The organism is Rhodococcus sp. MSC1_016, from assembly GCF_023667485.2.
Classification (GTDB): Bacteria; Actinomycetota; Actinomycetes; order Mycobacteriales; family Mycobacteriaceae; genus Rhodococcus_F; species Rhodococcus_F oxybenzonivorans.
Window position 1 is genome coordinate 6,040,837 of the sequence record NZ_JAMOZI020000001.1, and the last position, 21,692, is coordinate 6,062,528.

At 66.5% G+C, this 21,692-nt stretch carries 22 protein-coding genes; 10 read left to right on the top strand and 12 right to left on the bottom strand.

Annotated elements, in window-relative coordinates; translation table 11 throughout:
* Positions 1 to 12 precede the first annotated feature (12 nt).
* The 6 genes from L1080_RS28315 to L1080_RS28340 all read left to right on the top strand — a co-directional run bounded on the left by L1080_RS28315 (position 13) and on the right by L1080_RS28340 (position 6,346).
* Positions 13 to 1,545, top strand: a complete 1,533-nt coding sequence (locus tag L1080_RS28315; protein WP_250767223.1) for a long-chain-fatty-acid--CoA ligase — start codon at positions 13 to 15, stop codon at positions 1,543 to 1,545.
* Between the two features lie 114 nt (positions 1,546 to 1,659).
* Positions 1,660 to 2,895, top strand: a complete 1,236-nt coding sequence (locus tag L1080_RS28320; protein ID WP_250767226.1) for an ABC transporter substrate-binding protein — start codon at positions 1,660 to 1,662, stop codon at positions 2,893 to 2,895.
* Positions 2,892 to 3,677: an ABC transporter ATP-binding protein gene (locus L1080_RS28325; RefSeq protein ID WP_250767229.1), complete on the top strand. Its 786-nt coding sequence runs from the start codon at positions 2,892 to 2,894 to the stop codon at positions 3,675 to 3,677. The genes L1080_RS28320 and L1080_RS28325 overlap by 4 nt, the downstream gene beginning before the upstream one ends.
* Positions 3,674 to 4,381, top strand: a complete 708-nt coding sequence (locus L1080_RS28330) for an ABC transporter ATP-binding protein (protein WP_250767232.1) — start codon at positions 3,674 to 3,676, stop codon at positions 4,379 to 4,381. Before L1080_RS28325 ends, L1080_RS28330 begins: the two co-directional genes overlap by 4 nt.
* Positions 4,382 to 4,397: 16 nt before the next feature.
* Positions 4,398 to 5,282, top strand: coding sequence for a branched-chain amino acid ABC transporter permease (locus L1080_RS28335; RefSeq protein WP_250767235.1), 885 nt, complete (start codon positions 4,398 to 4,400; stop codon positions 5,280 to 5,282).
* On the top strand, positions 5,279 to 6,346 hold the full coding sequence (locus L1080_RS28340) for a branched-chain amino acid ABC transporter permease (RefSeq protein WP_250767237.1): 1,068 nt from the start codon (positions 5,279 to 5,281) through the stop codon (positions 6,344 to 6,346). The genes L1080_RS28335 and L1080_RS28340 overlap by 4 nt, the downstream gene beginning before the upstream one ends.
* A gap of 74 nt (positions 6,347 to 6,420) precedes the next feature.
* Here L1080_RS28340 and L1080_RS28345 read toward each other — a convergent pair whose 3' ends face one another.
* The 6 genes from L1080_RS28345 to L1080_RS28370 form a co-directional block, all read right to left on the bottom strand.
* Positions 6,421 to 7,797 (bottom strand): phosphotransferase family protein, encoded by a 1,377-nt coding sequence (locus tag L1080_RS28345; protein ID WP_250767240.1) that lies wholly within the window; start codon positions 7,795 to 7,797, stop codon positions 6,421 to 6,423.
* Positions 7,788 to 8,972, bottom strand: coding sequence for an acyl-CoA dehydrogenase family protein (locus tag L1080_RS28350; protein ID WP_250767242.1), 1,185 nt, complete (start codon positions 8,970 to 8,972; stop codon positions 7,788 to 7,790). Before L1080_RS28350 ends, L1080_RS28345 begins: the two co-directional genes overlap by 10 nt.
* A 1-nt stretch (position 8,973) precedes the next feature.
* Positions 8,974 to 9,360 (bottom strand): nuclear transport factor 2 family protein, encoded by a 387-nt coding sequence (locus L1080_RS28355; RefSeq protein WP_250767245.1) that lies wholly within the window; start codon positions 9,358 to 9,360, stop codon positions 8,974 to 8,976.
* Positions 9,357 to 10,364: a hydroxymethylglutaryl-CoA lyase gene (locus L1080_RS28360; protein WP_250767248.1), complete on the bottom strand. Its 1,008-nt coding sequence runs from the start codon at positions 10,362 to 10,364 to the stop codon at positions 9,357 to 9,359. Before L1080_RS28360 ends, L1080_RS28355 begins: the two co-directional genes overlap by 4 nt.
* Positions 10,361 to 11,626, bottom strand: coding sequence for a CaiB/BaiF CoA transferase family protein (locus L1080_RS28365; RefSeq protein WP_250767251.1), 1,266 nt, complete (start codon positions 11,624 to 11,626; stop codon positions 10,361 to 10,363). The genes L1080_RS28360 and L1080_RS28365 overlap by 4 nt, the downstream gene beginning before the upstream one ends.
* A 150-nt stretch (positions 11,627 to 11,776) precedes the next feature.
* On the bottom strand, positions 11,777 to 12,412 hold the full coding sequence (locus L1080_RS28370; RefSeq protein WP_250767254.1) for a TetR/AcrR family transcriptional regulator: 636 nt from the start codon (positions 12,410 to 12,412) through the stop codon (positions 11,777 to 11,779).
* An 86-nt stretch (positions 12,413 to 12,498) separates the two neighbouring features.
* Between L1080_RS28370 and L1080_RS28375 the strand changes: the two genes are divergently transcribed.
* Both L1080_RS28375 and L1080_RS28380 read left to right on the top strand, forming a co-directional pair.
* Positions 12,499 to 13,065, top strand: coding sequence for a VOC family protein (locus L1080_RS28375; protein ID WP_250767257.1), 567 nt, complete (start codon positions 12,499 to 12,501; stop codon positions 13,063 to 13,065).
* 28 nt (positions 13,066 to 13,093) lie between these two features.
* Positions 13,094 to 13,732, top strand: a complete 639-nt coding sequence (locus L1080_RS28380; RefSeq protein WP_250767260.1) for a carboxymuconolactone decarboxylase family protein — start codon at positions 13,094 to 13,096, stop codon at positions 13,730 to 13,732.
* On the opposite strand, the gene L1080_RS28385 is transcribed toward L1080_RS28380, so the two are convergent.
* The 5 genes from L1080_RS28385 to L1080_RS28405 all read right to left on the bottom strand — a co-directional run bounded on the left by L1080_RS28385 (position 13,674) and on the right by L1080_RS28405 (position 18,256).
* Complete coding sequence (locus L1080_RS28385; protein ID WP_308202106.1) at positions 13,674 to 14,123, bottom strand: SDR family NAD(P)-dependent oxidoreductase; 450 nt, start codon at positions 14,121 to 14,123, stop codon at positions 13,674 to 13,676. The genes L1080_RS28380 and L1080_RS28385 overlap by 59 nt on opposite strands.
* Positions 14,005 to 14,385 carry an SDR family NAD(P)-dependent oxidoreductase gene (locus tag L1080_RS28390; RefSeq protein WP_308202107.1) on the bottom strand — a complete coding sequence of 127 codons (381 nt, stop codon included), beginning with the start codon at positions 14,383 to 14,385 and terminating at the stop codon, positions 14,005 to 14,007. The genes L1080_RS28385 and L1080_RS28390 overlap by 119 nt, the downstream gene beginning before the upstream one ends.
* Complete coding sequence (locus tag L1080_RS28395) at positions 14,382 to 14,921, bottom strand: TauD/TfdA dioxygenase family protein (RefSeq protein WP_250767263.1); 540 nt, start codon at positions 14,919 to 14,921, stop codon at positions 14,382 to 14,384. Before L1080_RS28395 ends, L1080_RS28390 begins: the two co-directional genes overlap by 4 nt.
* Positions 14,922 to 15,199: 278 nt before the next feature.
* Positions 15,200 to 17,023 (bottom strand): NAD(P)/FAD-dependent oxidoreductase, encoded by a 1,824-nt coding sequence (locus L1080_RS28400; protein WP_250767266.1) that lies wholly within the window; start codon positions 17,021 to 17,023, stop codon positions 15,200 to 15,202.
* 78 nt (positions 17,024 to 17,101) lie between these two features.
* Complete coding sequence (locus L1080_RS28405) at positions 17,102 to 18,256, bottom strand: hypothetical protein (RefSeq protein ID WP_250767269.1); 1,155 nt, start codon at positions 18,254 to 18,256, stop codon at positions 17,102 to 17,104.
* A gap of 181 nt (positions 18,257 to 18,437) precedes the next feature.
* Here L1080_RS28405 and L1080_RS28410 point away from each other — a divergent pair, with 181 nt between their 5' ends.
* Both L1080_RS28410 and L1080_RS28415 read left to right on the top strand, forming a co-directional pair.
* Positions 18,438 to 19,484: a 2,3-butanediol dehydrogenase gene (locus L1080_RS28410; RefSeq protein ID WP_250767271.1), complete on the top strand. Its 1,047-nt coding sequence runs from the start codon at positions 18,438 to 18,440 to the stop codon at positions 19,482 to 19,484.
* Positions 19,481 to 20,791 (top strand): GAF domain-containing protein, encoded by a 1,311-nt coding sequence (locus tag L1080_RS28415; protein ID WP_250767274.1) that lies wholly within the window; start codon positions 19,481 to 19,483, stop codon positions 20,789 to 20,791. The genes L1080_RS28410 and L1080_RS28415 overlap by 4 nt, the downstream gene beginning before the upstream one ends.
* A gap of 48 nt (positions 20,792 to 20,839) precedes the next feature.
* On the opposite strand, the gene L1080_RS28420 is transcribed toward L1080_RS28415, so the two are convergent.
* On the bottom strand, positions 20,840 to 21,619 hold the full coding sequence (locus tag L1080_RS28420; protein WP_159923090.1) for an acetoin reductase: 780 nt from the start codon (positions 21,617 to 21,619) through the stop codon (positions 20,840 to 20,842).
* Positions 21,620 to 21,692: the final 73 nt, after the last annotated feature.

Below are 21,692 nucleotides of genomic sequence, written 5' to 3' on the forward strand. Positions count from 1 at the left end.
AGGAGAAACTGAATGCTGGTCAGCGACATCGTCGAATACGGCGCGCGCAAACATCCCGACCGGATCGCGCTGCGATTCGAGGACGAGGCAGTGACCTATGCCGAGCTGCGTGACCGCAGCAGAAGGCTCGCGGGCGCTCTGCTCGGCGTCGCGGCTCCGGGAGACCGGGTCGCGATCTTGTCCACCAATTGCACCGAATACTTCGACTGCTACTACGGTGTACCGATGGCCGGAATGGCTCTGACCATCCTCAACTTCCGCCTGCATCCCGACCAGATCGCCGCGCTGATCGAACACTGCGGTGCGACCGTGCTGATCGTGGCCGCGGAGTTCGCCGGCACTATCGAACAACTTCGCGACCGGATCCCGTCCGTGCGCACCGTGGTCTCCATCGGAACCGCCCCGCAAACCCTCGGCTGGGACGAGTTCGTGGGCGACGGGCCGGCGCAGGCGCCGTCGGTGCGACCGGCGCCGGACGACATTGCGTGGCTGGTCTACACGTCCGGCACCACCGGCCTGCCGAAGGGGGTGATGCTCAGTCATCACAACCTGGTCAGCGGGATCACGTCGTCGGCACTGCAGTGGGCGCTGCCGGAGGACACGGTCTTCCTGTTCTGTTTCCCGCTGTGCCACGTCGGCGGGTACGTCACACTGCTCAACCACCTGATGGGCAGCACCGTCGGCATTCTCCGCACATACGACAACGCGACATTCCTGCGTCTGGTCGAGCAGTGGCAGGTCACCCAGACGGGCCTGGCACCGACCATGATCAACTTCCTGCTCCAGGATCCTGCGCTCGACGATCACAACCTCAGTTCACTACAGGCAGTCGGCTACGGCTCGTCGGCAATCCCGGCCCAGGTGCTGCGTCAGGGCCTCGAACGCCTCAACTGCGACTTCTATCAGGGCATGGGAATGACGGAGCTCGCCGGCAATGTGCTGCACCTGGACTACGACGCGCACCGGCGTGCCGCCAGCGGTGAGAGCGATTTGCTCGCCGCCGCAGGGAAACCCATGCGCCTGATCGATATCCGTATCGTCGACGACGCCATGCGCGATGTGCCCATCGGTCAGGTGGGGGAGATGGTGGTGCGCGGCGACCAGGTGATGACCGGCTACTGGCATGACGAGGACGCGACCGCGGCGGCATTTACCGACGGCTGGTTCCACACCGGCGACCTGGTGCGCCGCGACGACGAGGGGTTCGTCTACATCGTCGACCGGAAGAAGGATCTGATCATCAGTGGCGGCGAAAATGTCGCGTCTCTGACCGTCGAGCAGGCGCTCTACCGCCACCCCGCGGTCGCCGAGGCCGCGGCGATCGGCGTCGAGGACGACACGTGGGGCGAATTGGTCTGTGCGGTAGTGGTTCTCCGTGACGGTGCCACCGCGACCGTGGATGACATCATCGCCACCTGTCGTGAACAGCTCGGCGGATTCCAAGTGCCCCGGCGGGTCGTCTTCATCGACACCCTGCCCAAGAACGTCACAGGAAAGATCCTCAAACGCGACCTGCGCGAACGTTTCTCCCACGCAACGGTCTAGTTCCTTCACCATCGCACGGCGGCGAACGATTCCTCGTCGCCGCCGGTGCGTGCTGCCGAAAATACCTGAGCCGGCCCCTTTCGGGGCGTGTGCCTTCCTTTCACTGGAGCGACCATGAAACGCATCCTCGCCGTGGGCCTGACCGCCCTGTGCGCCACCGCAACCCTGACCGCATGCTCGGGCCGCGACACCGCCACCGCCGCAGGTGACTGCGACCCCGGCATCACCGACACCGAAATCCGTTTCGGCACCAGTCTGGTCCAGTCGATCGCCGGACCCCAGGCGACCGCGGCATCGGCCCTGTTCGACGAGATCAACGCCGCGGGCGGCGTCGCCATGGGTGACGGCAAGTCCCGCAAAATTATTTACACGGCGCTCGATGATGGGTACGACCCCGCGCGCACGGTCGGCAACGTCCGGTCGCTGGTCGAACAGCAACAGGTGTTCGCGATCCAGAACCTGATCGGCACCGCGTCGACCCTTGCGGTTGTCGACTACCTCGCGCAGAAGAACGTCCCACTGGTGTTCCCCATGACCGGCACGGACGAGTTGCTCGCCACTCTCGACGAACGGCCCGTGGTGGCCGGCGCGGTCAACCCGCAGACCGCCTGGGAGGTTGCCGAGCGCGCCAAGCAGATCCTGCGCGATCACCCGCAGGCGAAGGTCGCGGTCCTGTATCCGAACGACAGCCTGGGCAACGGCAGCCTCGCCGCGTTGACGTCCGCCCTCGACGGCAGCGGCGCGCAGATCATCGCACAGCAGTCGTATGAACAGACCACCCCGTCGGTGGATTCGCAGGTGGTCAACCTCGCGAACTCCGGGGCCGACGTGTTCGTCAACTTCGCCACCGCCAGCTTCGTGACGCAGTCGCTGAAGAAGGCCCACGAGCTGAGCTGGAAACCGGAGACGTACATCTACTCCGGCGCCACCGACACCAACTTCGTCTTGGCCCCGGCCGGCCTCGACGCCGCCGAAGGGGTGCACTCCTTCTACTGGATCTACGACGTCAGCAGCCCCGACCACGACCAGCTACCGGGCATGCGCAACTGGCGGGCCTTCGCCGAGCGGCACGCCGACGCGCTCAAGTCCACTGACACCATCGCGGCGACCGGGTACAACACGGCTCAGCTGCTCGTCGCCGCCCTCGAGCAGATGAAGGGGTGCACCCGCGCCGATCTGCTCGACTCCGTCCAGAACCTGCGCGCAGTCACCACGGACCTGTCCATCGACGGGGTCACCTTCGACACCAGCGCGGACTACCCGTACGCGATCACGTCGATGGCTCCGATGACCTTCCGCGACGGCAGTTGGCACTACGACGCTGTGGTCACGCGCAGCACCGACCGATGACCGCCGGGCAGCCGGGTGTTCCCGCGCTGCAGGTGAGCGATGTTCACCTGCGGTTCGGCGGAGTGCTCGCCCTCGATGGACCGTCGTTCACGATCGAGCCCGGACAGATCGTCGGGCTGATCGGCCCGAACGGGGCCGGGAAAACCACCCTGTTCAACTGCATCAGCAGGCTGTATCAACCAGATTCGGGACACATCACCTTCGGGGCCACCGACCTGCTCGCGCTGTCGGCGGACGCGGTCGCCGACGCCGGAATCGCGCGCACCTTCCAGAACATCGGCTTGTTCCCGACGATCTCGGTACTCGACAACATCCTTACCGGGGCGTACTCGCGTACTCGCGCGGGTTTCCTCACCACCGCATTGGGACTGCCGCGCACACGCCGGGAGGAGACCGGTGAACGGGAGGAAGCCTGGGCGCTGCTCGAATCGATGAATCTCGCGCACGTCGGCCGCGAACCGGCCGGCAACCTGCCCTACGGCACGCTCAAACGGGTCGAGCTCGCACGGGCACTGATGCAACGCCCCCGGCTGCTGATGCTCGACGAACCGGCGAACGGCCTGATCCACGAGGAGGTCCTCGAACTCGCCGACACGGTCCGACGCCTGCGCGACGAACGGGGATTCTCGGTGCTGCTCGTCGAGCACCACATGGCCATGGTGATGTCGATCTCCGACCGTGTGGTGGTGTTGAACTTCGGGCAGAAGGTCACCGAGGGCGAACCGGCCGAGGTTGCAGCCCATCCCGAGGTCATCGAGGCATATCTGGGCGGTGCGGCATGAACATGCTCACCGTCGAAAACTTGCACGCTCGGTACGGGCGCGCAGAGGTGCTGCACGGCATCGATTTCCACGTACCGGCAGGAGAGGTGACGGTGGTACTCGGCGCGAACGGCGCCGGGAAGACCACCATTCTGCGATCGATCTGCCAGACGGTGCGTACCACAGGGCGCATCATCCTCGACGGCCGCGACATCACCGGCATGCGCACCGACCGGATCGCCCGACTCGGTGTGGCCCACGTTCCCCAGGGACGCGGCACGTTCGGAGATCTGACGGTCGAAGAGAACCTCCGGGTCGGTGGTTACACCACCTCGGCCGCCGCCACCGACCGGGCGATCGAGCGCTGGTACGAGTTCTTCCCGCGGCTACGGGAACGGCGACGGCAACAGGCGGGTGGGCTCAGCGGGGGTGAACAACAGATGCTCGCGATCGCCCGGGCACTCGTGGCGGGTCCGCGGTTGCTGCTGCTCGACGAGCCGTCCCTCGGTCTGGCCCCGCGCATCACCCAGGAGGTGTTCCGCGCGCTCGGCCGGATCAGTGAGGAGTCCGAGACGACGATCCTCGTCGTCGAACAGAACGCGCATCTGGCTCTCCACATCGGGACGTCCGCGGTGCTCGTCGACGCCGGTCGGGTCGTCGCCCAACGCGCCGCCGCCGGATTGGCCCACGACGAGTCGGTGCGCCGCGCCTATCTCGGCTACTGAGCACAGGAGAGTGGTCATGAATGTATTTCTTCAACAATTGGTGGACGGGCTCACGTGGGGCGCCCTGTACGGCGCGTTCGCGTTGAGTATCGTCCTGGTCTACCGAGCCTCCGGGATCGTCAACTTCGCGCAGGGTGAGATGGCGATGTTCTCGGCGTTTTTCGCGTGGCAGTTCCACCAGTGGGGTGCGCCGCTGTATGCCGCCGTCTTCGGCGCGATGGTGGTGGCCTTCATCGGCGGTGCCGCCGCCGAACGAGTACTGATCCGCCCGCTGGCGTCCTCCCCGAACCACATGCCGTTGGTCATCATCACACTCGGTCTGATGCTGGTCCTCAACAGTGCCGCAGGGTGGATGTGGGGTGTGCAGAGCAAGGAGTTCCCGGCGATCGCCGCTGGACCGGTGCTCGCCCTCGGCCCGGTCGCGGTCTCCCGGCAGTCACTGGTGATCGTCGGGGCCGTCAGTGTGGTCGCGGCGCTGCTGTTCGTGCTGTTTCAGCGCACCAAGGTCGGATTGGCGATGCGGGCGGCGGCCGCCAACCCAGACTCCGCGCAGTTTCTCGGGGTCCCCGTCGGCCGCATGCTGATGATCGGCTGGGGTCTCGCCGCGGCGATCGGGGCCCTCGCCGCCTCCCTCGCGGCGCCGCAACTGTTCCTGCAACCGAACATGCTCGTCGCCTCACTGATCTACGCTTTCGCCGCTGCCGTTCTCGGCGGCCTCGACAGCCCGGTCGGCGCTCTCGTCGGCGGGTTGTGTGTCGGTGTCGCGGAAAACCTTGCCGGTACCTACATTTCCTGGATCGGACACGATTTCAAACAGGCTGTGGCGCTGGCGCTCATCCTCGGGGTGCTGCTCCTCAAACCCGAGGGCCTGTTCGGCGCACGGAAGGTGGCCCGGGTATGAGAATCGCCGAACTGCTTCGCCAGCCCCGCGCCGAACTCGACCCACCACGGTGGCTGGCCAGGGCCACAGTCGCACTGGTGGTCCTCGTGGCGTCGGTGGCGCCGCTGGTGTCGGCGCCGTATGTCAACTTCGACCGCTCGATGGTGCTGGTGTACGTGGTGGTCGGGTTGGGTCTGAACCTGCTGACCGGCAACACCGGCCAGATCTCGCTCGGCCACGGGTTCTTCTTCGCCGTCGGCGCCTACCTCAGTGCCGTGTTGGTCGAGAACCACGACGTGCCGTATCTGTTGCTCCTTCCGATCGCCTTCGCGGTCTGTTACGTCATCGGGTACCTGTTCGGGCTGCCCGCCCTGCGCCTGCACGGACTCCAATTGGCGCTCGCCACCCTGGGTTTGGCGCTGGTGACGCCCGCGGTGATCAAACGGTTCGAACACGTCACCGACGGGCACGCGGGCATCAACATCGCCGGCGCCGAACCACCCGCATTCAGCGGGCTCGAACGCGACCAGTGGGTGTACTACCTGTGCCTGGTGGTGGCGGCGCTCGCCTACCTCGTCGTGCGCCGGCTCTCCACCGGCCGGATCGGCCGATCACTGATCGGAATCCGCGACTACGAGGCTGTCGCAACCACCCTCGGCGTCCCTGCCACCCGCACGAAGACGACGGTGTTCGCGCTCAGCGCGGCCCTCGCCGGGGTCGGCGGCGTGCTCTACAGCTTCGTGGTCCAGTACGTCGGCCCCGAGGCATTCGGGCTGCCGTTGGCGATCGCCTTCATCACCATGATCGTCATCGGTGGCCTCGGCACCGTCCCGGGCGTGGTGTTCGGCGCGTTCTTCGTGCAGTACGTGCCGCAGTGGACGGCGGAAATCAATCAGTCGGCGGCCGGGATGACCTATGGGGCTGCGCTGATCGTTTTCATCTTCGTCCTCCCGTACGGGGTGATCAGCCTGGTCCGATGGGCGCTGGGACCATTGGTGAGCAGGATCCCCGGAACCCGCCCCCACGCCCGGTCGACGACGACGGCGGCCGACGAGGATCCACGGGAACTGGTCGTCTCCCACTGACCACCGACATCGGCTCCGGAAAACAGGCGGTGCCCGGCGGACGGATCCGCCGGGCACCGCTTGGTGTTCGCGTTCTAGCGGTTCAGGTGCCGGGGGTTGGCTACACGCAGACGGGCCAGCACCGCGATCGACATCGCCCGGCACACCCCGTCGTCCGAATAGTCCACTGCCCCCGTGCGGATCCGGGTGGCGAGCTCGGCCTCGGAGGCGCATCCGAGTGCACCGAGGGCGTCACCGAGAACGGAGTCGATGCCGTTCCCGGCGTCGAGTTCCCGTCCCGCGGTGCGCAGCAGGTTGACACAGATCCGCAGAAGATACCGCTGCCGCTCGTGCGTGCCCTCCAACACCGGACCGATGTCGGTGGCCAGCGTGTCGGTGACCAGATCGAGGATCTCGGTGACACTCGGTCGCCCGTGCACGGTGGTCCCGGGCGGGGTGCGCGGCGGAGTAGGCACGGAGTCGCCGAGCAGGCCTAGGACGTCGAGCAGGTCGTACTCGGATTCGCAGACTCGGCGTCCGATTGCCGCCAACTCCAGGGACGGCTCCGCCCCGCCGAGGTGACGTTCGGCCTGAAACCTGCTCAGTACCAACCATCTCAGCGTTCCGAAGGCTTCCCACCAGTGCAGTTCGGCCACCGAGGGGCGGGTTCCGGTGGCCTTCCCGTAGCCGTCGAGGAGTTGTTCGCGGGTGCCGATGCCGGCGACCGGTGCGGGCGCACCGAACCGCCAGGCCCGTACACACAACCAGCCGAGGTCCTCGACGGGGTTGCCGAGGTGGGCGAGTTCCCAGTCGAGCACCCCGCGGATGCCGGTACCGTCGACGAGGAGATTTCCTATCCGGAAATCGCCGTGTACCAGAGCATGCGGGCGATCGGTCGGGCGGTGGTCGCGTAACCACCGCAGGCCCGCCTCGACCGCCGGCCGGGGATCGTTCAGGCGGCGGTAGATCACCTCGATCGCGTCCACGGGGTCGGTGGCGTCGAGCATGCCGAGTGAATCGAGGGGAGTGCGGTGGATCAGCCCGAGCACGTAGCCCAGGTTCTCGGCGAGGTGGCCACGCACCTCCGCGAACGCCGGGTCCCGCTGCAGTGTCCGGGGAAACGACTCGCCCTCGACCTTGTTCATCAGAAGGTAGGGCGCGTCGATGCCGGGCGCGGTGTCACCCGAGGCGAGGACGGTGGGCACCGGCACGCCCGCGGAGGCGGTGGCCCGCAGACACGCCACTTCCGCGCGCATCCGGGCGGCGTCACCGTGTCCGGGAGGGTCGCGGCGCAGCACCACCGGTAGAGGATGCCCGTCCGGGCTCTCGGCGTCGACCAACCACACCTGCCGGCTGGCACCGCCGGTCAGCTGCCGGGGTTCCCCGACGGTGGTCCCCGTTCCATAGGCGGCAGTCAGAACGGAGCCGATACCGTCCGCGAGCGTCGTTGCGGGAGCGTCGGTCATCGCCATGGCGCGACCTCCGGATCGCGCAGCAACCGGCGGGCGGTGGACATGCGGTGCACTTCGTCGGGACCGTCGTAGATCCGTGCGTACCGCGCCTGCCGGTACATCCGCTCGAGCGGGGTGTCGGCGGTCAGGCCGAGGGCGCCGTGGATCTGGATGGCGCGGTCGACGACGTCGTGCAGCATGCGGGCACCCCAGAATTTCACCAACCCGATGCGCACCCGGGCATCCTCCCCGGCGTCCATCGCGCGGGCGGCGTCAAGCGTCATCAGCCGGGCGGCGTGGATCTGGGCGGCGGATTCTGCGATGTAGCGGTGCACTTCGCCCTTCTCGGCGAGTACCGAGCCGTGGGCGTACCGCGTGTTCGCGCGAGCGCACATCAGCTCGTAGGCGCGCTGGGCCTGCCCGAGCCACCGCATGCAGTGGAAGATCCGACCGGGGCCGAGTCGGTCCTGGGCCACGGCGAAGCCCTTGCCGCGCTCGCCGAGGAGGTTGGCGGCCGGAACGCGGACGTCGGTGAGCCGGACCTCGTAGTGGTCGCTCGGGTTGTGCCCCATCGTGGGGATCGAGCGGACGATCTCGAATCCGGGGGTGTCGGTCGGCACGATGATCGCGCTGATGCGCTCGTGCCGCAAGGTGGTGTCGGGTTCGGTGCGCGCGAAGACCGAACAGTAGCCTGCGTCCCGCACCCCGGTGGTGAACCATTTGTGTCCGTTGATTACCCAGCTGTCGCCGTCCAGCTCGGCGCTGGTTTCGATGAGCGTGGGATCCGAGCCGGCTACTTCCGGCTCGGTCAGCGCGACAGACGGCAGAAGTTCGCCGGCCACCATCGGGGGGATCCACCGCTGCTTCTGCTCGGGGGTGCCGTATTTATGCAGCATCAGCGTGTCCTGCATGGACACCGAACCGGCGGCCAGCTGACCGAATTCGGAGCGCCCGATGATCTCGTTGAGGTACACGAAGTCCAGGAACGGGACGCCACCACCGCCGAGTTCGGCGGGGTGCCCGAGCGCCCACAGGCCGAGTTCCTTGGCGCGGTCACGCAATTGCGCGAGCGTCTCGTGCGCGGCGTCGTCCTCGTTCGCCAGGACGGGTTCGGCGGGGATGACGACGTCGTCGATGAACGAGCGCATGCGCGCGCACAGTTCGGCGATCGGGACGGCGGAACGGGTGTCGGTCATGTCAGTGCTCTCGTGAGTGGGCGGCCAGTGCACGGAGGGGCCGCGTGGCGGCGGAGTCGACGTATTCGTCGATTCGGGTGATCCGGCCGTCGGCGACGTGGACGAACAGGCTCGCCGGCACCTCCAGCGGTCCGTGGCCGGGCAGGGTGGCGCACAAGACGTGCTGCTGGGCGAAGCCGTCCGGCAACTCGTGGCGGCGGATGTCCTCGTAGCGAAGGTTTTCGACGGTGCGTGAGAGCCAGCGCAGCACGCGCAGGTTCTCGGTGACCGTCTGCTCGCGTCCGTCGTCGTTGTGCCAGATCCGCGCGTCAGGTGCATACAGTTCGGTCAGTGTCGTCTCGTCGCCGTCACTGACGGCGGCGAAGAAGCGATCGGCCAAGGCATTCATGAAGTTCCGTCTCTTCCGTGCGGTGCTGCCGCCGAGCGTCGGCGAAGCGGTTCATCCGTTCCGGTGGCGGCAGCGAGGTTGTCACTTGCAACAGCGCCGGCCGGTACCGGCCGGCCTCCGGCCCGGAGGAGTCCGCTGCCGAGGGATTTGTGGAGCAGACGCTCGGCCAGTCGGGCGGCCGCGAGGGTCTTGTCGAGGTCGATGCCGGTGGTGATGCCGCCGTCGTCGAACATGTAGGCCAGTTCCTCGGTGGCGATGTTGCCGCTGGCACCCGGCGCGAAGGGGCAGCCCCCGAGGCCACCGACGGAGGCGTCGAAGTGGCGGATGCCCAGGGTGTATGCCGCCCAGGCGTTAGCGAGGCCCTGACCGCGGGTGTTGTGCAGGTGCAGGCCGAGGTCCATCTCGGGGGCGGCGTTGCGGACCCGGGTGAGCACGTCGGTCGTGCGCACCGGTGTCGCGGTGCCGATGGTGTCGGCAACCGACAGCGAATCGGCCCCGGAAAATGCTGCGCGCCGAGCAATCTCGGCCACCCGACCCGGTGGGGTCGGGCCGTCGAAGGGGCAATCGAAGGCGATGGCGATGATCACCTCGAGGTGGCCGCCGGCCTGGTGGACCAGTTCGGCGACGGGTTCGATCAGTGCGATCGACTCCTCGCTGCTGCGGCCGACGTTGGCCCGGCTGTGCCCGTCGGAGGCGGACACGACGTACTCGAGGCCGGTGAGTCCGGCCGCGAGTGCCCGACGGACCCCGCCGAGTCCGGCGACCAGCGCCGAGAACCTCACGTGCGGCCAGCGGTCGAGGTGGGCGGCGACGGCCTCGGCGTCGGCCAGCGCCGGGATCGCCTGCGGGGAGACGAAGGACGTGACCTCGATGCGCCCGACGCCGGTCGCGGCGAGTGCGTCGATCAGCTCGAGCTTGGCTTCGGTGGGTATCGGTCTCTCGATCTGCAGTCCGTCGCGGGGTCCGACTTCGCGGATGTCGACCCTCGGTGGGGTCTCGGTCATGAGATCGTGCCCTGTTCGTGCAGTGCGGCGAGCTGTTCGGCGTTGTAGCCGAGGAGTTCGGTCAGCACCTCGTCGGTGTGGGTTCCGGGCCGGCTGGGCCCGCCCCAGCGGACCCCGCCCGCGGTCTCGCTGAGTTTCGGGATCACCCCGACTCCCTTCACCGGTTCGGGGTCGAATTCTTCGTCTCCGGGCCCGACGGACGGGTCGACGTGGTCGACGAAGATTTCGCGGGCGTTGAACTGCGGGTCGGCCAGTACCTCGGCGACGGTGTTGACCGGTCCGGTGACCACCTCGAACTTGGTCAACAGTTCGATCAGGTCGGCGGCGGGGAAGCCGGCCGCCCATTCGGCGATGAGCGCGTCGAGTTCGTCCTGGTGGTCACCGCGTGCGGTGTGGGTGGCGTAGCGGGCGTCGGTGGCCAGCTCCGGCCGACCCATCGCGGCAGCCAGGCGGGCGAACAGGGTGTCCTGATTGGCCGCGATGATCACCCACAGTCCGTCCTGCGTTCGATACAGATTGGACGGTGCCACGCGATCGAGGCGGGTGCCGGAGGGTTGCCGGACATGCCCGGTCTTGTGGTAGTCCGGAACGGTGGATTCCTGGATGGCTAGGGCTGCCTCGGTGAGCGCGGCGTCGACGATCTGTCCCCGCCCGGTCCGCTCGCGCGCGATCAGTGCCGCGAGGACACCCTGGAAGGCGAACATCCCGGCGAGGCTGTCGCCGAGGGAGAGAGCGATCCGGGGCGGCGCCTGTCCGGGGAACCCGTTGAGGTGACGCAATCCGCTGATGCCTTCGGCGACCGAGGCGTACCCGGGACGGTTGGCGTACGGCCCGGTCTGGCCGTATCCGGAGACCCGAGCCAACACCAGCTTTGGGGAAATCGTCCGGAGGACGTCGTAGCCGACGCCCCACCGCTCGAGGGTTCCGGGCCGGAAGCTCTCGACGACGACGTCGGCGGTGGCGACGAGGTCGAGGAAGACTTGCCGGCCGGCGTCGGTTCGCAGGTCGAGATTTACACACCGCTTGTTGCGGGCGTGCACGGTCCAGAAGTACTGGTGCCCACCCTCGGCTTGCCCCCAGTCCCGCAGTGGGTCAGGACGATCCGGGGCCTCGATCTTGATGACGTCGGCCCCCATGTCGCCGAGGAGGCGACCACAATAGGGGCCGGCGATCAAGGTGCCCAATTCCAGGACCCGGAGGCCGTCGAGCGCACCCTGTGGAACCTCGGCGGTGTCGGTCGATTGAGCTGATTGCGTTGTCATGGTGCTTGCCTTTGAGGAAGTCGCAACAGGGGAGTGGCAGTTCGCTGTGACCGGGCCATGCCGCCGGACCGTCGCCAGGTATGCGTATGAGCCTCGATCACGCCCCGACAACTGGCTCGACGACGGGCGTCAGCGCTGACGATTCGGAACTCAACCGCGGGCCAGCCCGAGCGCGCCGAGACACATCTGATCGAGAGTGTCTAGCAGGGCCGCTTCGTCGGCCTCGTCGCCCTGAATCAACCACAGGTACAAGGTGTGGTCGACCATGGCGGCCATCGCGCGGGCGGCCAGTACCGGGTCGAGGGTGGCGGTGACCAGACCGTCCTGCTGCCAGCGGGCGATGGCGCGGGAGGTTCGATCGATCAACTGCCGGCGGTGCTCGTGACGCAGATCGCGGAACTCGTCGTTGAACGTCGCTACCTGTTCGACGATCGCCATCAACGGGGCGTTCCGGCGATACGCCTGGTAGTACGAGCGGTTGGAAGCGATCAACTTCTCCGCCGGGGACAGGTCGGCGGCGGCCGGTTCCCGGCGGTGCATGTCCTCGAACAATCGGGTGCTCAACTCCCGAAATGCATCGTCCTTGGACTCGAAGTATCGATAGAAGGTGCCGTAGGAGACCTTCGCCTCCTGCGCGATGTGTTCGACGCGGGTGTCGAGGAATCCGACTGTCTCGAACACCTTCTGCGCGGCATCGAGCAATGCGTCACGCGTCTTACGACCACGCGCGGTCAACGTGTCGGCTGTTGCCGGCGTGGACGGGGTATTGACAGATGACTTGGCCACGGACAAACTCTCCCAATAGATGACATGACTGTCAAGTCATTTTTGTTCGCTTCTCGCGTAGACTTCACCACATCGGAAGGACCGCTATGAGCACGTCGAACTCCAAATACGAACTCCGTGGTATCAACCACCTTGCGCTGGTGTGCTCGGACATGCAACGCACCATCGATTTCTACTCAGGTGTGTTGGGCATGCCCCTGATCAAAACCATCGAGCTGCCGGGCGATCTGGGGCAGCACTTCTTCTTCGACTGCGGAAACGGGAACACCATCGCCTTCTTCTGGCTGGCCGATTCCCCCGACGCCGCGCCCGGTCTCGCCGCCCCCAAGGGACTGCCCGACGAGGGCGAACTCGCCAGCGCGGTGGGATCGATGAATCACGTCGCGTTCGCGGTGCCCCAGGAACAGTTCGACGAGTACTACACCCGGATGCAGGCCGAGGGAATCAAGGTCAGCCGGGTGCTCAACCACGACGACAGCAGCGCCGGCGTCTCCCGGCACGTGCACCCCGGCACCTTCGTGCGCTCTTTCTACTTCCAGGACCCCGATGGGGTGCTCCTCGAATTTGCCTGTTGGACACGCACCTTCACCGAAGCCGACGTCTCCCACGAGCCGAAGACCGCCGCCGACCGGCGTGTACCCACCGCATCCTGACCCTGCTCACCGTCCGAAAGGAACTCCAGTGCCCCGCCTACGTGAAGTGCCTCGCGCCGAAGTCACCGACGAGAATATCCTCTTCTTCTACGACCGACTGTTCGGACCCGACAAAGACCCCGCCGTCGATCACGGCACCATCCACGCCACTCCCGGCGACTGGTGGACCGTCTTCGCTCAGTCACCGGATGTATTCCGGCATGCAGTGCGCGGGTTCTCGCTCTACCGCAACGCCACCTTGGACCCCTTGCTGCGCGAACTGGGGCAGGGCCGGGCCGGGTACGCACGCGGAAGCCAGTTTGTCTTCTCTCAGCACTGCAAGCAGATGCGCTCCCTCGGGATGCCCGAGGAGAAGATCGCGGCGGTCCCGCACTGGCAGATCAGCGACTGCTTCTCCGCACTCGAGCGGGGCGTGCTGGCCTACACCGACGGCCTCGTCTACGACGGTGGCCGGGTACCGGACGAGGTGTTCGCGGTGCTGCAGGGCAACCTGACGGATCCGGAGATTCTCGAGCTGACCTACATCACCAGCCTCTACGACATGCACGCGACCATGTGCCGCGCCCTCCGCCTCGAATTCGACGACCGCCCTGAGTTGATCGCCGAAGTCAAGGTTCCCGAGGGCGTCCAAGTCCGTGACCTCTCCGCCGACCTGTCCGGGGAATGATCTTCGGCCTCGACAACGACCGTCCAGGTATTGAGGTGTGGCCGCCCCGATCCGGGCCGACCACGGTGATGTACCCGGTTTCGTCCGTGCACAAGAACGAGCACGCCGCCGCGATGTCCTCCGGCCGGATTACCTCCGGGCCCAGCTCGCGTGCCAGCGATTTCGTGAAGCCCACCAGCCCGGCCTTCGACGCCACGTAGTGGGCCATGAACTGCTGGCCACGCTGAGCGCTGGAGGACGAGATGTTCACGATCCTCCCCACCCCGCCTCCGTCATGCCCGGTACACCACCTGGCACGCGTAGAACGGTCCCGGCAGGTTGATCGCGAGGGTGCGCGCCCATACCTCGTCGGTGATGTGACCGAACTTCTTGAATCCGGTGATGCCGGCATTGTTGACGAGAACCGCTGGTGCGCCGAGGCTTTCCCGCACTTTCTCGACCGCGGTATCCACCTGCGATCGGTCCGACACGTCCACGTCACCGAACACGGCTGCAGTATGGCCCTTGTCGAGGATTTCCTCGACGACGGTCTTGGCTGCTGCAGCGTTCAGGTCGAGCACGGCCACCGCATAGCCGTCAGCGGCGAGCCGGTGGGAGATGGCCCGGCCGATGCCCGAGCCACCTCCCGTCACGAGTGCCACCTTTGCGGTCATTGCACGACCTCCTCGCCGACGAGCGACGTGCGGAGCATCAGGCGTGCAGATTGCTCGCCATAGGGGCAGGCCCGGTGCAGCATCCCGGTGTTGTCCCAGATCACGAGGTCGCCCACCCGCCACCGATGCCGGAGGGTGAAGCGGTCCTGCGTCGGCCACTCCAGCAACCGGCCCAGCAGTTCCTTGCTCTCGTCCTCGGACTTACCGACAATCCGCTCCGCCGTGGACCCCAGCACCATCGATTTCTTCCCGGAGCCGCCGCGAGTCCAGACCAGCGGGTGCACGCGCGAGGGAGTGCGATCCCATGCTGCACGCTCCTTCGGGTCGGGATCCAGATACACCAGCAGTTGCGCCGCGGCGAAGCTGTGCACGGCGCGGACACCGCCGAGCTCCGCCTTTCCGCCGATAGTTCCTCGTAGGTTGCGTAGGTGTTCGCGAACTCGGTGTCGCCGCTGGTCATTCTCGGATACCTGCCGCGCGGTGAGGACCGTCGCCTTGTCCGGGACCTCAGCGGTGGTCGGCCAGATCCAGTTCAACCGTTATCCCAATAGCCCCGCAGGTTGGGGCCATCCAGGTGATCGGGACTGGACGAGGTGAGAGCAACCCACCGCATCACCGTCCGCGCCTGTGCCAGTGCAGTGATCGGGTTTCTGATCGGCGCGGACAGCCATCGTCCGGTGAGGAAGAGGAAACAAGCGACGAGAGCGTGGAGCATCGGGTGGGCAACTCTCCGTAGATGGTCGAGAACGGGAAATCGGGCGCCCCGCACCGATGCGGGGCGCCCGACACGGGGCGGATCAGACACGGGGTCGGATCAACTGAGGTGGTGCACTTCCTGCAATCCGTAGACCGGTGTCGGGATCTTCTCGTACCGCGCCTTGATCTGGAGGGCGAGATACAGGGAGTAATGCCGCGACTGATGCAGATTGCCGCCGTGGAACCACAGAGCTTCCTGCTGCGTCGGCTTCCACATGTTGCGCTGCTCGCCCTCCCATGGGCCGGGGTCCTTGGTGGTGTCGGAGCCGAGGCCCCAGCACTTGCCGACCTTGTCAGCCACTTCCTGGCCCATGAGGTCCGCGGCCCACCCGTTCATGGAACCGTAGCCGGTGGCGTAGACGACCAGGTCGGCCGGCAGTTCCGTTCCGTCGCGCAGAACCACGGCGGTTTCGGTGAGTCGATCGACCTGTCCGGAGACGAGGTGGATGCTGCCGTCGGCGACGAGTTCGGAGGCGCCGACGTCGATGTAGTATCCGGACCCGCGGCGCAGGTACTTCATGAACAGGCCGGAGCCGTCGTCACCGAAGTCGAGCTTGAATCCGGCCTTTTCGAGCCGGTCGTAGAACTCCTTGTCTCGTTCGGCGATCTTCTGATAGATCGGGATCTGGAACTCGTGCATGATCTTGTACGGCAACGACGCGAACGTCAGGTCGGCCTTCTCCGTGGTCATGCCCGCAGCGAGGGCACGCTCCGAGTAGAGGTCGCCGAGGCCGAGATCCATGAGAGATTCCGACTTCACGATGTGCGTGGACGAACGCTGCAGCATCGTGACGTCGGCGCCGTTCTCGTAGAGCGCCTTGCAGATGTCGTGGGCCGAGTTGTTGGAGCCCACGACGACGACGCGCTTACCCGCGTAGGCGTCCGGACCCGGGTGCTGACTCGAGTGGTGCTGCTCGCCCTTGAAGATGTCCTGGCCCGGGAACGTCGGGACGCTGGGTTTGCCCGACATGCCGGTGGCCAGCACCAGCTGTTTCGGGTGCAGCACGACCTCCTCACCGGCACGGTCGAGGACGACGGTCCATTCCTTGGTCTCCTCGTCGAACGTGGCGGAGGTGCAGGTGGTGGACGCCCAGTACGGGATCTCCATCACCTTCGTGTACATCTCGAGCCAGTCGCCGATCTTGTCCTTCGGGGCGAACACCGGCCAGTTGTCGGGGAACGGCATGTAGGGCAGGTGGTCGTACCAGACGGGGTCGTGCAGGCACAGCGACTTGTACCGGTTACGCCACTGGTCGCCGGGGCGCTCGTTCTTGTCCACCACGATGGCAGGCACACCGAGCTGACGCATGCGGGCACCGAGCGCGATGCCGCCCTGGCCGCCGCCGATGATCAGTACGTAGGGCTGCTGCGCGTAGCCGAGTTCCTTCTCCTCGAGCTCGCGCCTTTCGGCCCAGCTCAGAGTGTCTCCGCCGGCGCCGTGGACCGCGCCCTTCACACGCTTCGTTCCGCGTGGCTCCTCGTGTCCCTTCAGTTCCTGCATGGTGGTGAGCAACGTCCACGCCTCGTCGCCCTTGAGCCGCAGGTGGCCCTTTCCGCGGCTCGTGGCGGTCTCGAACGTGATCCATGCGGAGGTGACACCGTCGGCCTCTTCCGGGGTCTCGCTGGTGCGGAAGTTCGTCGGCTCGGTGTCGTCGAGTCGCGCCTGCAGCATTGCGGCGACGCCGTCGCGTCCCTCGACCGTCTTGAGGTTCCAGGTGAATGCCACCAGATCCCGCCAGAAGCTGTCGACCGCGAACATGCCGGCAGCGCGTTCGATGTCGCGCGCAGCGAGAGCTGCTTCGAAATCAGCCAACCACAGGTCGACCCGTTCCTGAGGCGTCGAGAATGTCTGGACCGCGGGCGGCTGGACAGTCTGTGTCATGGACCTCTCCTTTTCTCTGTTGTGACTCACAGCACACTCCGTTCGGGGCGGGGGCAACAGCGTTGCAGCGTGTTGCAATCACGCCCCGCCCACGGAGGGCGCCCACCGCCGCAGACCGAAGGACTGGAACCCGACGACGTACAGCAGGGTCCACAGCACCAGCCAGTCGAGGAACCCGAGTGCGTTGCCATGCAGGTCACCGGCGACCACGGGCTCGTGGAGAACGTGCTCGGCGGCGAACCGGTAGTAGACGAGGAAGGTGACAACGGCGAGTCCGAAGGTGAGCGCCGCCCGCAGCAGCAGATTTGTGCCGTCTCCGAAACGGGTGGGCCGGTTGCCGAACGCGTTGGCCCAGAGAATCATCCAGAATGCCCAGCACACTCCGAGCTGAGCCGGGAACTGATGGATGGCATCGCCCAGTTCGGCGGTGGCCACGCTGCCGACAAGAATCTCGACCAGCGGAACCATCACGAAGTAGATCGCAGTTCCGAGGACGACGTTCCCGACCGTCGAGGCAAGGGCCACCGCTCGCGGATTGCGCTCACCGCCGAAGATGCGCCACGGCCAGTTGTCCAGCGTCTGCCCCGTCAGGATCACGGAGACGACGATCGAATAGAACCATCCGAGGACTTTGTCGATGGACATCAGCGGGTCCGTCGCCGACAGCGAGACGGAGGGCAATCCGAGAACCAGATACAGCGCCAGCGTCGGGACGGCGATGAAGGCGATCTCGCACCGGCCGACCAGTGGTTGACGCAGTCCCAGTGTGGTCCACGGCCAGTGTTTCCAATTCAGGACGGCCATCACCCACGTCCCGAAGCCGAAGAGCACGAACAGGGCCCCGGCGAAGTACCCCAGTCCGTCGGCGCGGTCCGCGGCGAAGTCGGGGAACAGCCGGCCGAGTCCGTTCGCGAGGAGCCACGTGACCGCCACGGCGAACACTGCCGTCGTGCCGAGGATCGCGATCCCTCGCGCCGGTTGGCCCAGTCGGTCGAAGCCTGCGAACTCGCAGTTGAAGCCGATGAAGACGACGAACAGGATCGCCCAGAACAGTGCCGCATTGAACGGAAGCGGGTAAAAACTCCACGGGCTGATCTGCGGATCTGCGAGCAGATACCAGGTGGCGAGTGCTACAGCCGTGACAACGGCGAGGTTGGCCAAGCCGAACACCGCCCAGGACGGCGATCTCTTCGGTGGCGCGCTTGTCGAGGACGGGCTCAGGGTTGCCGTCATGTCGTGCTCCTTCGTCGGAAAATGCGTTCAATGTCGCGGCAACTATGAGCTGGATCACACAGGCCGCGGCAGGGTTGCGGGCAGTAGCCGCTGCAACGCGCTGCAACCCTTCCGGCTTGTGGGCCAGGTCACATACAACTCAGTGCATACCGGCAGGGTGCCGGAACGACGGGAGTGAACGATGCGCGCAGCTGTGTACTACGGCCCAAACAAGGTGGAGATCGCCGACGTGCCCGAACCCCAGGCCGGGCCGGGGCAGGTAAAGGTGAAGGTCGGCTTCAACGGCATCTGCGGAACCGACCTGCACGAGTACTACGCCGGGCCGATCTTCATCCCCACCGAGCCGCACGCCTTGACCGGACAGCAGATGCCGCTGGTCCTCGGTCACGAGTTCTCGGGCACGGTCACGGAGGTCGGCAAGGGCGTCACCGGCACATCGGTGGGCGACCGGGTCGCGATCGAACCGATCTACCGCTGCGGGCACTGCGCCCCGTGTGCGGCCGGGAACTACAACATCTGCCAGCAGATCGGATTCCACGGTCTGATGTCGGACGGCGGCATGGCCGAGTACACGGTGGTGCCGGCCGACATGGTCCACCCGCTGCCGGACAATGTGTCGCTGGAGCTCGGCGCCCTCGTCGAACCGATGTCCGTTGCCTATCACGCAGCGACCCTGGGCGACGTCCGTCCGGGTGACACCGCGATGGTTTTCGGCGCCGGACCCATCGGAATCGGTCTGTGGTTCGCGTTGCGCGGCAAGGGGCTCGACGACGTCCTCGTCGTCGAACCGTCACCGACCCGCCGCGCCGCGATCGAGGCGCTGGGCGCGAAGACCCTCGATCCCACGGCAGTGGACGTTCCCGATTATGTCCGCGACGCCACCGAGGGCCGCGGAGCCGACGCCGCCTACGACGCCGCGGGTGTGCAGCCTTCCGTCGAAACCGCACTTGCCTGCGTGGGCGCCCGTAAGCCCATGGTCAGTGTCGCAATCTACGAAAAGCCCCTCGAGACACCACTGTTGAATCTGGTGATGAACGAGTCGCGCATCCAGGGCTCGCTGTGCTACACGTCGGCCGACTACGAGGCGGTCATCGCCCTGATGGCGGAAGGCAAGTACGACACCACGGGATGGGTCAGCGCCATCGCCCTCGACAGCGTGGTCGAAGATGGCTTCGAAGCCCTACACGCCGGCACCAAGATGAAGGTGCTCGTGGACCCGTCGCGGTGACCTCCACACGACGCGGCGCTTCTCGACGCCGGACCGCCGAACCGGCGGTCGGTGCGGGAGAAGATCCGGCGGGGTATGCGCGGATTCTCGCGGCCGTATACGAGGCCACGATGTCCGGAGACAAATCCCCTGCACGGCCCCGGGAGGTGGTGGACGATTCGTGGCGTCGGCTGAGGGGGCTGGGTATCGACCCCGAGTCGGCGCCGCCTACCCCGCGGATCACGCCGTCGAGACTGGACACGCGCCGCCGCGAGTCCGGGCTCGTCGACGTGCTCGACCACCTCGTTCACGGGTTGGACGCGGTGGTCGACGGCGGCGACAATATTCTCGTCGTCACCGATCACCACGGGGTTGTGTTGTGGCGCAGGGGATCGTCGTCGGCACTCGGTCGGGCCGATCGGCTCGGCTTCGTCGAGGGCGCAACCTGGGCGGAGGAGAGCGTCGGCACCAACGGGATCGGCACCGCGCTCGCCTCACGCAGACCCGTACAGATCTTCTCGGCCGAGCATTACGTGCGCAGTCATCACGCGTGGACCTGCGCCGGAGCCCCGATTCGCGATCCCCGGACGGGCCGTGTCCTCGGTGTCGTCGACGTCAGCGGTCCCGTGGGCACCGTGCACCCGGCCACACTCGCACTCGTCGACGCGGTCGCGCGCCTCGCCGAATCACATCTGCGGGAGATACACCGGGAGCACCTCGACCGCCTGCGGGCTGTCGCGGCGCCGATGCTGTCACGAATGACCGGTCCCGCCTTGGCAGTCGACAGTGACGGATGGACGGCCGCGATCGAGTCGTCGCCGTTCCGTCCGCGACTGCTGTTGCCCGATGACATGACCCCGGGGCGTGCGTGGATGCCCGACCTCGGCTCGTGTGACGTCGAACCGCTTCCCGGTGGGTGGTTGGTGCGCCCGGTCGGAAACTCGGACCGCGAGGCAACGCCGCGGACGCTCGTGCGGCTCGACCTCACTCGACCGCAACACCCGATCGCGCACGTGCACAGCGCCTTCGGCTCCTGGGTGCACGAGCCGACACCCAGGCATGCGGAGATCCTCTTTCTCCTCACCCGGAGTCGCGACGGCCGCACGGCCGCGCAGTTGGCCGACGACCTGTTCGGCGACAGCGGTCGTGCGATGACGGTGCGAGCCGAGATGTCGCGTCTGCGTCGTCACTTTCCCGGAATTGTTCTGGGACAGCCCTATCGGTTCGACGAGGCCGCAACGCTGGACGTGCGCCTACCCGAGGACCGTACTCGGCTGCTTCCGCATTCGGTGTCGCCGGCAGTAGTGGCAGCCCGCACCCCCCTGTGAGTACTTATTAACCGCCGCAGGTTAATAAGTACTCACAGGGGTGGTGGTCTAGCGGTACACCAGCCCGCCGTCGATCAGGCCCGCCTGCCCGGTCATGTAGTCGGAATCAGGCCCCGCCAGATAGGAGACGTAGGCCGCGACGTCCTCAGGAGTCTGGGCACGGCCGAGAGCGATACCGCCGACGAACTTCTCGAACGTCGCACCCTTCGGTGTGCCGGTGAGGGCCGCGAACCGCTCGTCGATGGTGACCCACATGTCGGTACCGACGACACCGGGACAGTACGCGTTGACGGTGATGCCGTCGGCCGCATACTCCTTGGCCGCCGCCTGTGTCAGCCCGCGGACCGCGAACTTCGTCGCCGAGTAGACGCCGAGCATCGCGAAGCCCTCATGACCGGCGATCGACGATGCGTTGATGATCTTGCCGCCGTGCCCCCGCGCCCGAAACTTGGCTGCCGCGACTTGAATACCCCACACCACGCCCTCGACGTTGACCGCCAGAATTCGCGACACTTCCTCGGGCTGCACGTCTGCGAGGGGATTCACCTGCGCGATTCCCGCATTGTTGACGATGATGTCGAAGCCGTCCAACTCGTGCTCGGCCTGATCGACAGCGGACTGGACTTGGCTTCGGTCGGTCACATCGGCAACTACGGAGATTGCCTTCGACCCCACGGCGCGAATCTCATCGGCCACCGCGTGCAGACGGTCGCCGTTGACATCGACGAGTGCGATGTCGGCGCCGTCCGCTGCTAAACGCAACGCGATTGCCCGCCCGATGCCTTGCCCTGCTCCCGTGATCAGAGCGACTTTGCCTTCGATGCTCATCCCTGAGCTCCTCTCGATAGTGATCGTCCTCACAGAGAAGGCAAGCACTGTCGATTGCGGGCACTCAAGGGTT

Coding starts and splice junctions, on each gene's coding strand:
- L1080_RS28350 (WP_250767242.1), bottom strand. CDS start 8,972: ATGACCGACACCCGTTCCGCCGTCCCGATCGCCGAACTGTGCGCGCGC.
- L1080_RS28335 (WP_250767235.1), top strand. CDS start 4,398: ATGAATGTATTTCTTCAACAATTGGTGGACGGGCTCACGTGGGGCGCC.
- L1080_RS28385 (WP_308202106.1), bottom strand. CDS start 14,123: ATGCCGGCATCACCGGATTCAAGAAGTTCGGTCACATCACCGACGAGG.
- L1080_RS28315 (WP_250767223.1), top strand. CDS start 13: ATGCTGGTCAGCGACATCGTCGAATACGGCGCGCGCAAACATCCCGAC.
- L1080_RS28410 (WP_250767271.1), top strand. CDS start 18,438: ATGCGCGCAGCTGTGTACTACGGCCCAAACAAGGTGGAGATCGCCGAC.
- L1080_RS28330 (WP_250767232.1), top strand. CDS start 3,674: ATGAACATGCTCACCGTCGAAAACTTGCACGCTCGGTACGGGCGCGCA.
- L1080_RS28325 (WP_250767229.1), top strand. CDS start 2,892: ATGACCGCCGGGCAGCCGGGTGTTCCCGCGCTGCAGGTGAGCGATGTT.
- L1080_RS28400 (WP_250767266.1), bottom strand. CDS start 17,023: ATGACACAGACTGTCCAGCCGCCCGCGGTCCAGACATTCTCGACGCCT.
- L1080_RS28355 (WP_250767245.1), bottom strand. CDS start 9,360: ATGAATGCCTTGGCCGATCGCTTCTTCGCCGCCGTCAGTGACGGCGAC.
- L1080_RS28420 (WP_159923090.1), bottom strand. CDS start 21,619: ATGAGCATCGAAGGCAAAGTCGCTCTGATCACGGGAGCAGGGCAAGGC.
- L1080_RS28340 (WP_250767237.1), top strand. CDS start 5,279: ATGAGAATCGCCGAACTGCTTCGCCAGCCCCGCGCCGAACTCGACCCA.
- L1080_RS28345 (WP_250767240.1), bottom strand. CDS start 7,797: ATGGCGATGACCGACGCTCCCGCAACGACGCTCGCGGACGGTATCGGC.
- L1080_RS28405 (WP_250767269.1), bottom strand. CDS start 18,256: ATGACGGCAACCCTGAGCCCGTCCTCGACAAGCGCGCCACCGAAGAGA.
- L1080_RS28375 (WP_250767257.1), top strand. CDS start 12,499: ATGAGCACGTCGAACTCCAAATACGAACTCCGTGGTATCAACCACCTT.
- L1080_RS28320 (WP_250767226.1), top strand. CDS start 1,660: ATGAAACGCATCCTCGCCGTGGGCCTGACCGCCCTGTGCGCCACCGCA.
- L1080_RS28390 (WP_308202107.1), bottom strand. CDS start 14,385: ATGACCGCAAAGGTGGCACTCGTGACGGGAGGTGGCTCGGGCATCGGC.
- L1080_RS28365 (WP_250767251.1), bottom strand. CDS start 11,626: ATGACAACGCAATCAGCTCAATCGACCGACACCGCCGAGGTTCCACAG.
- L1080_RS28360 (WP_250767248.1), bottom strand. CDS start 10,364: ATGACCGAGACCCCACCGAGGGTCGACATCCGCGAAGTCGGACCCCGC.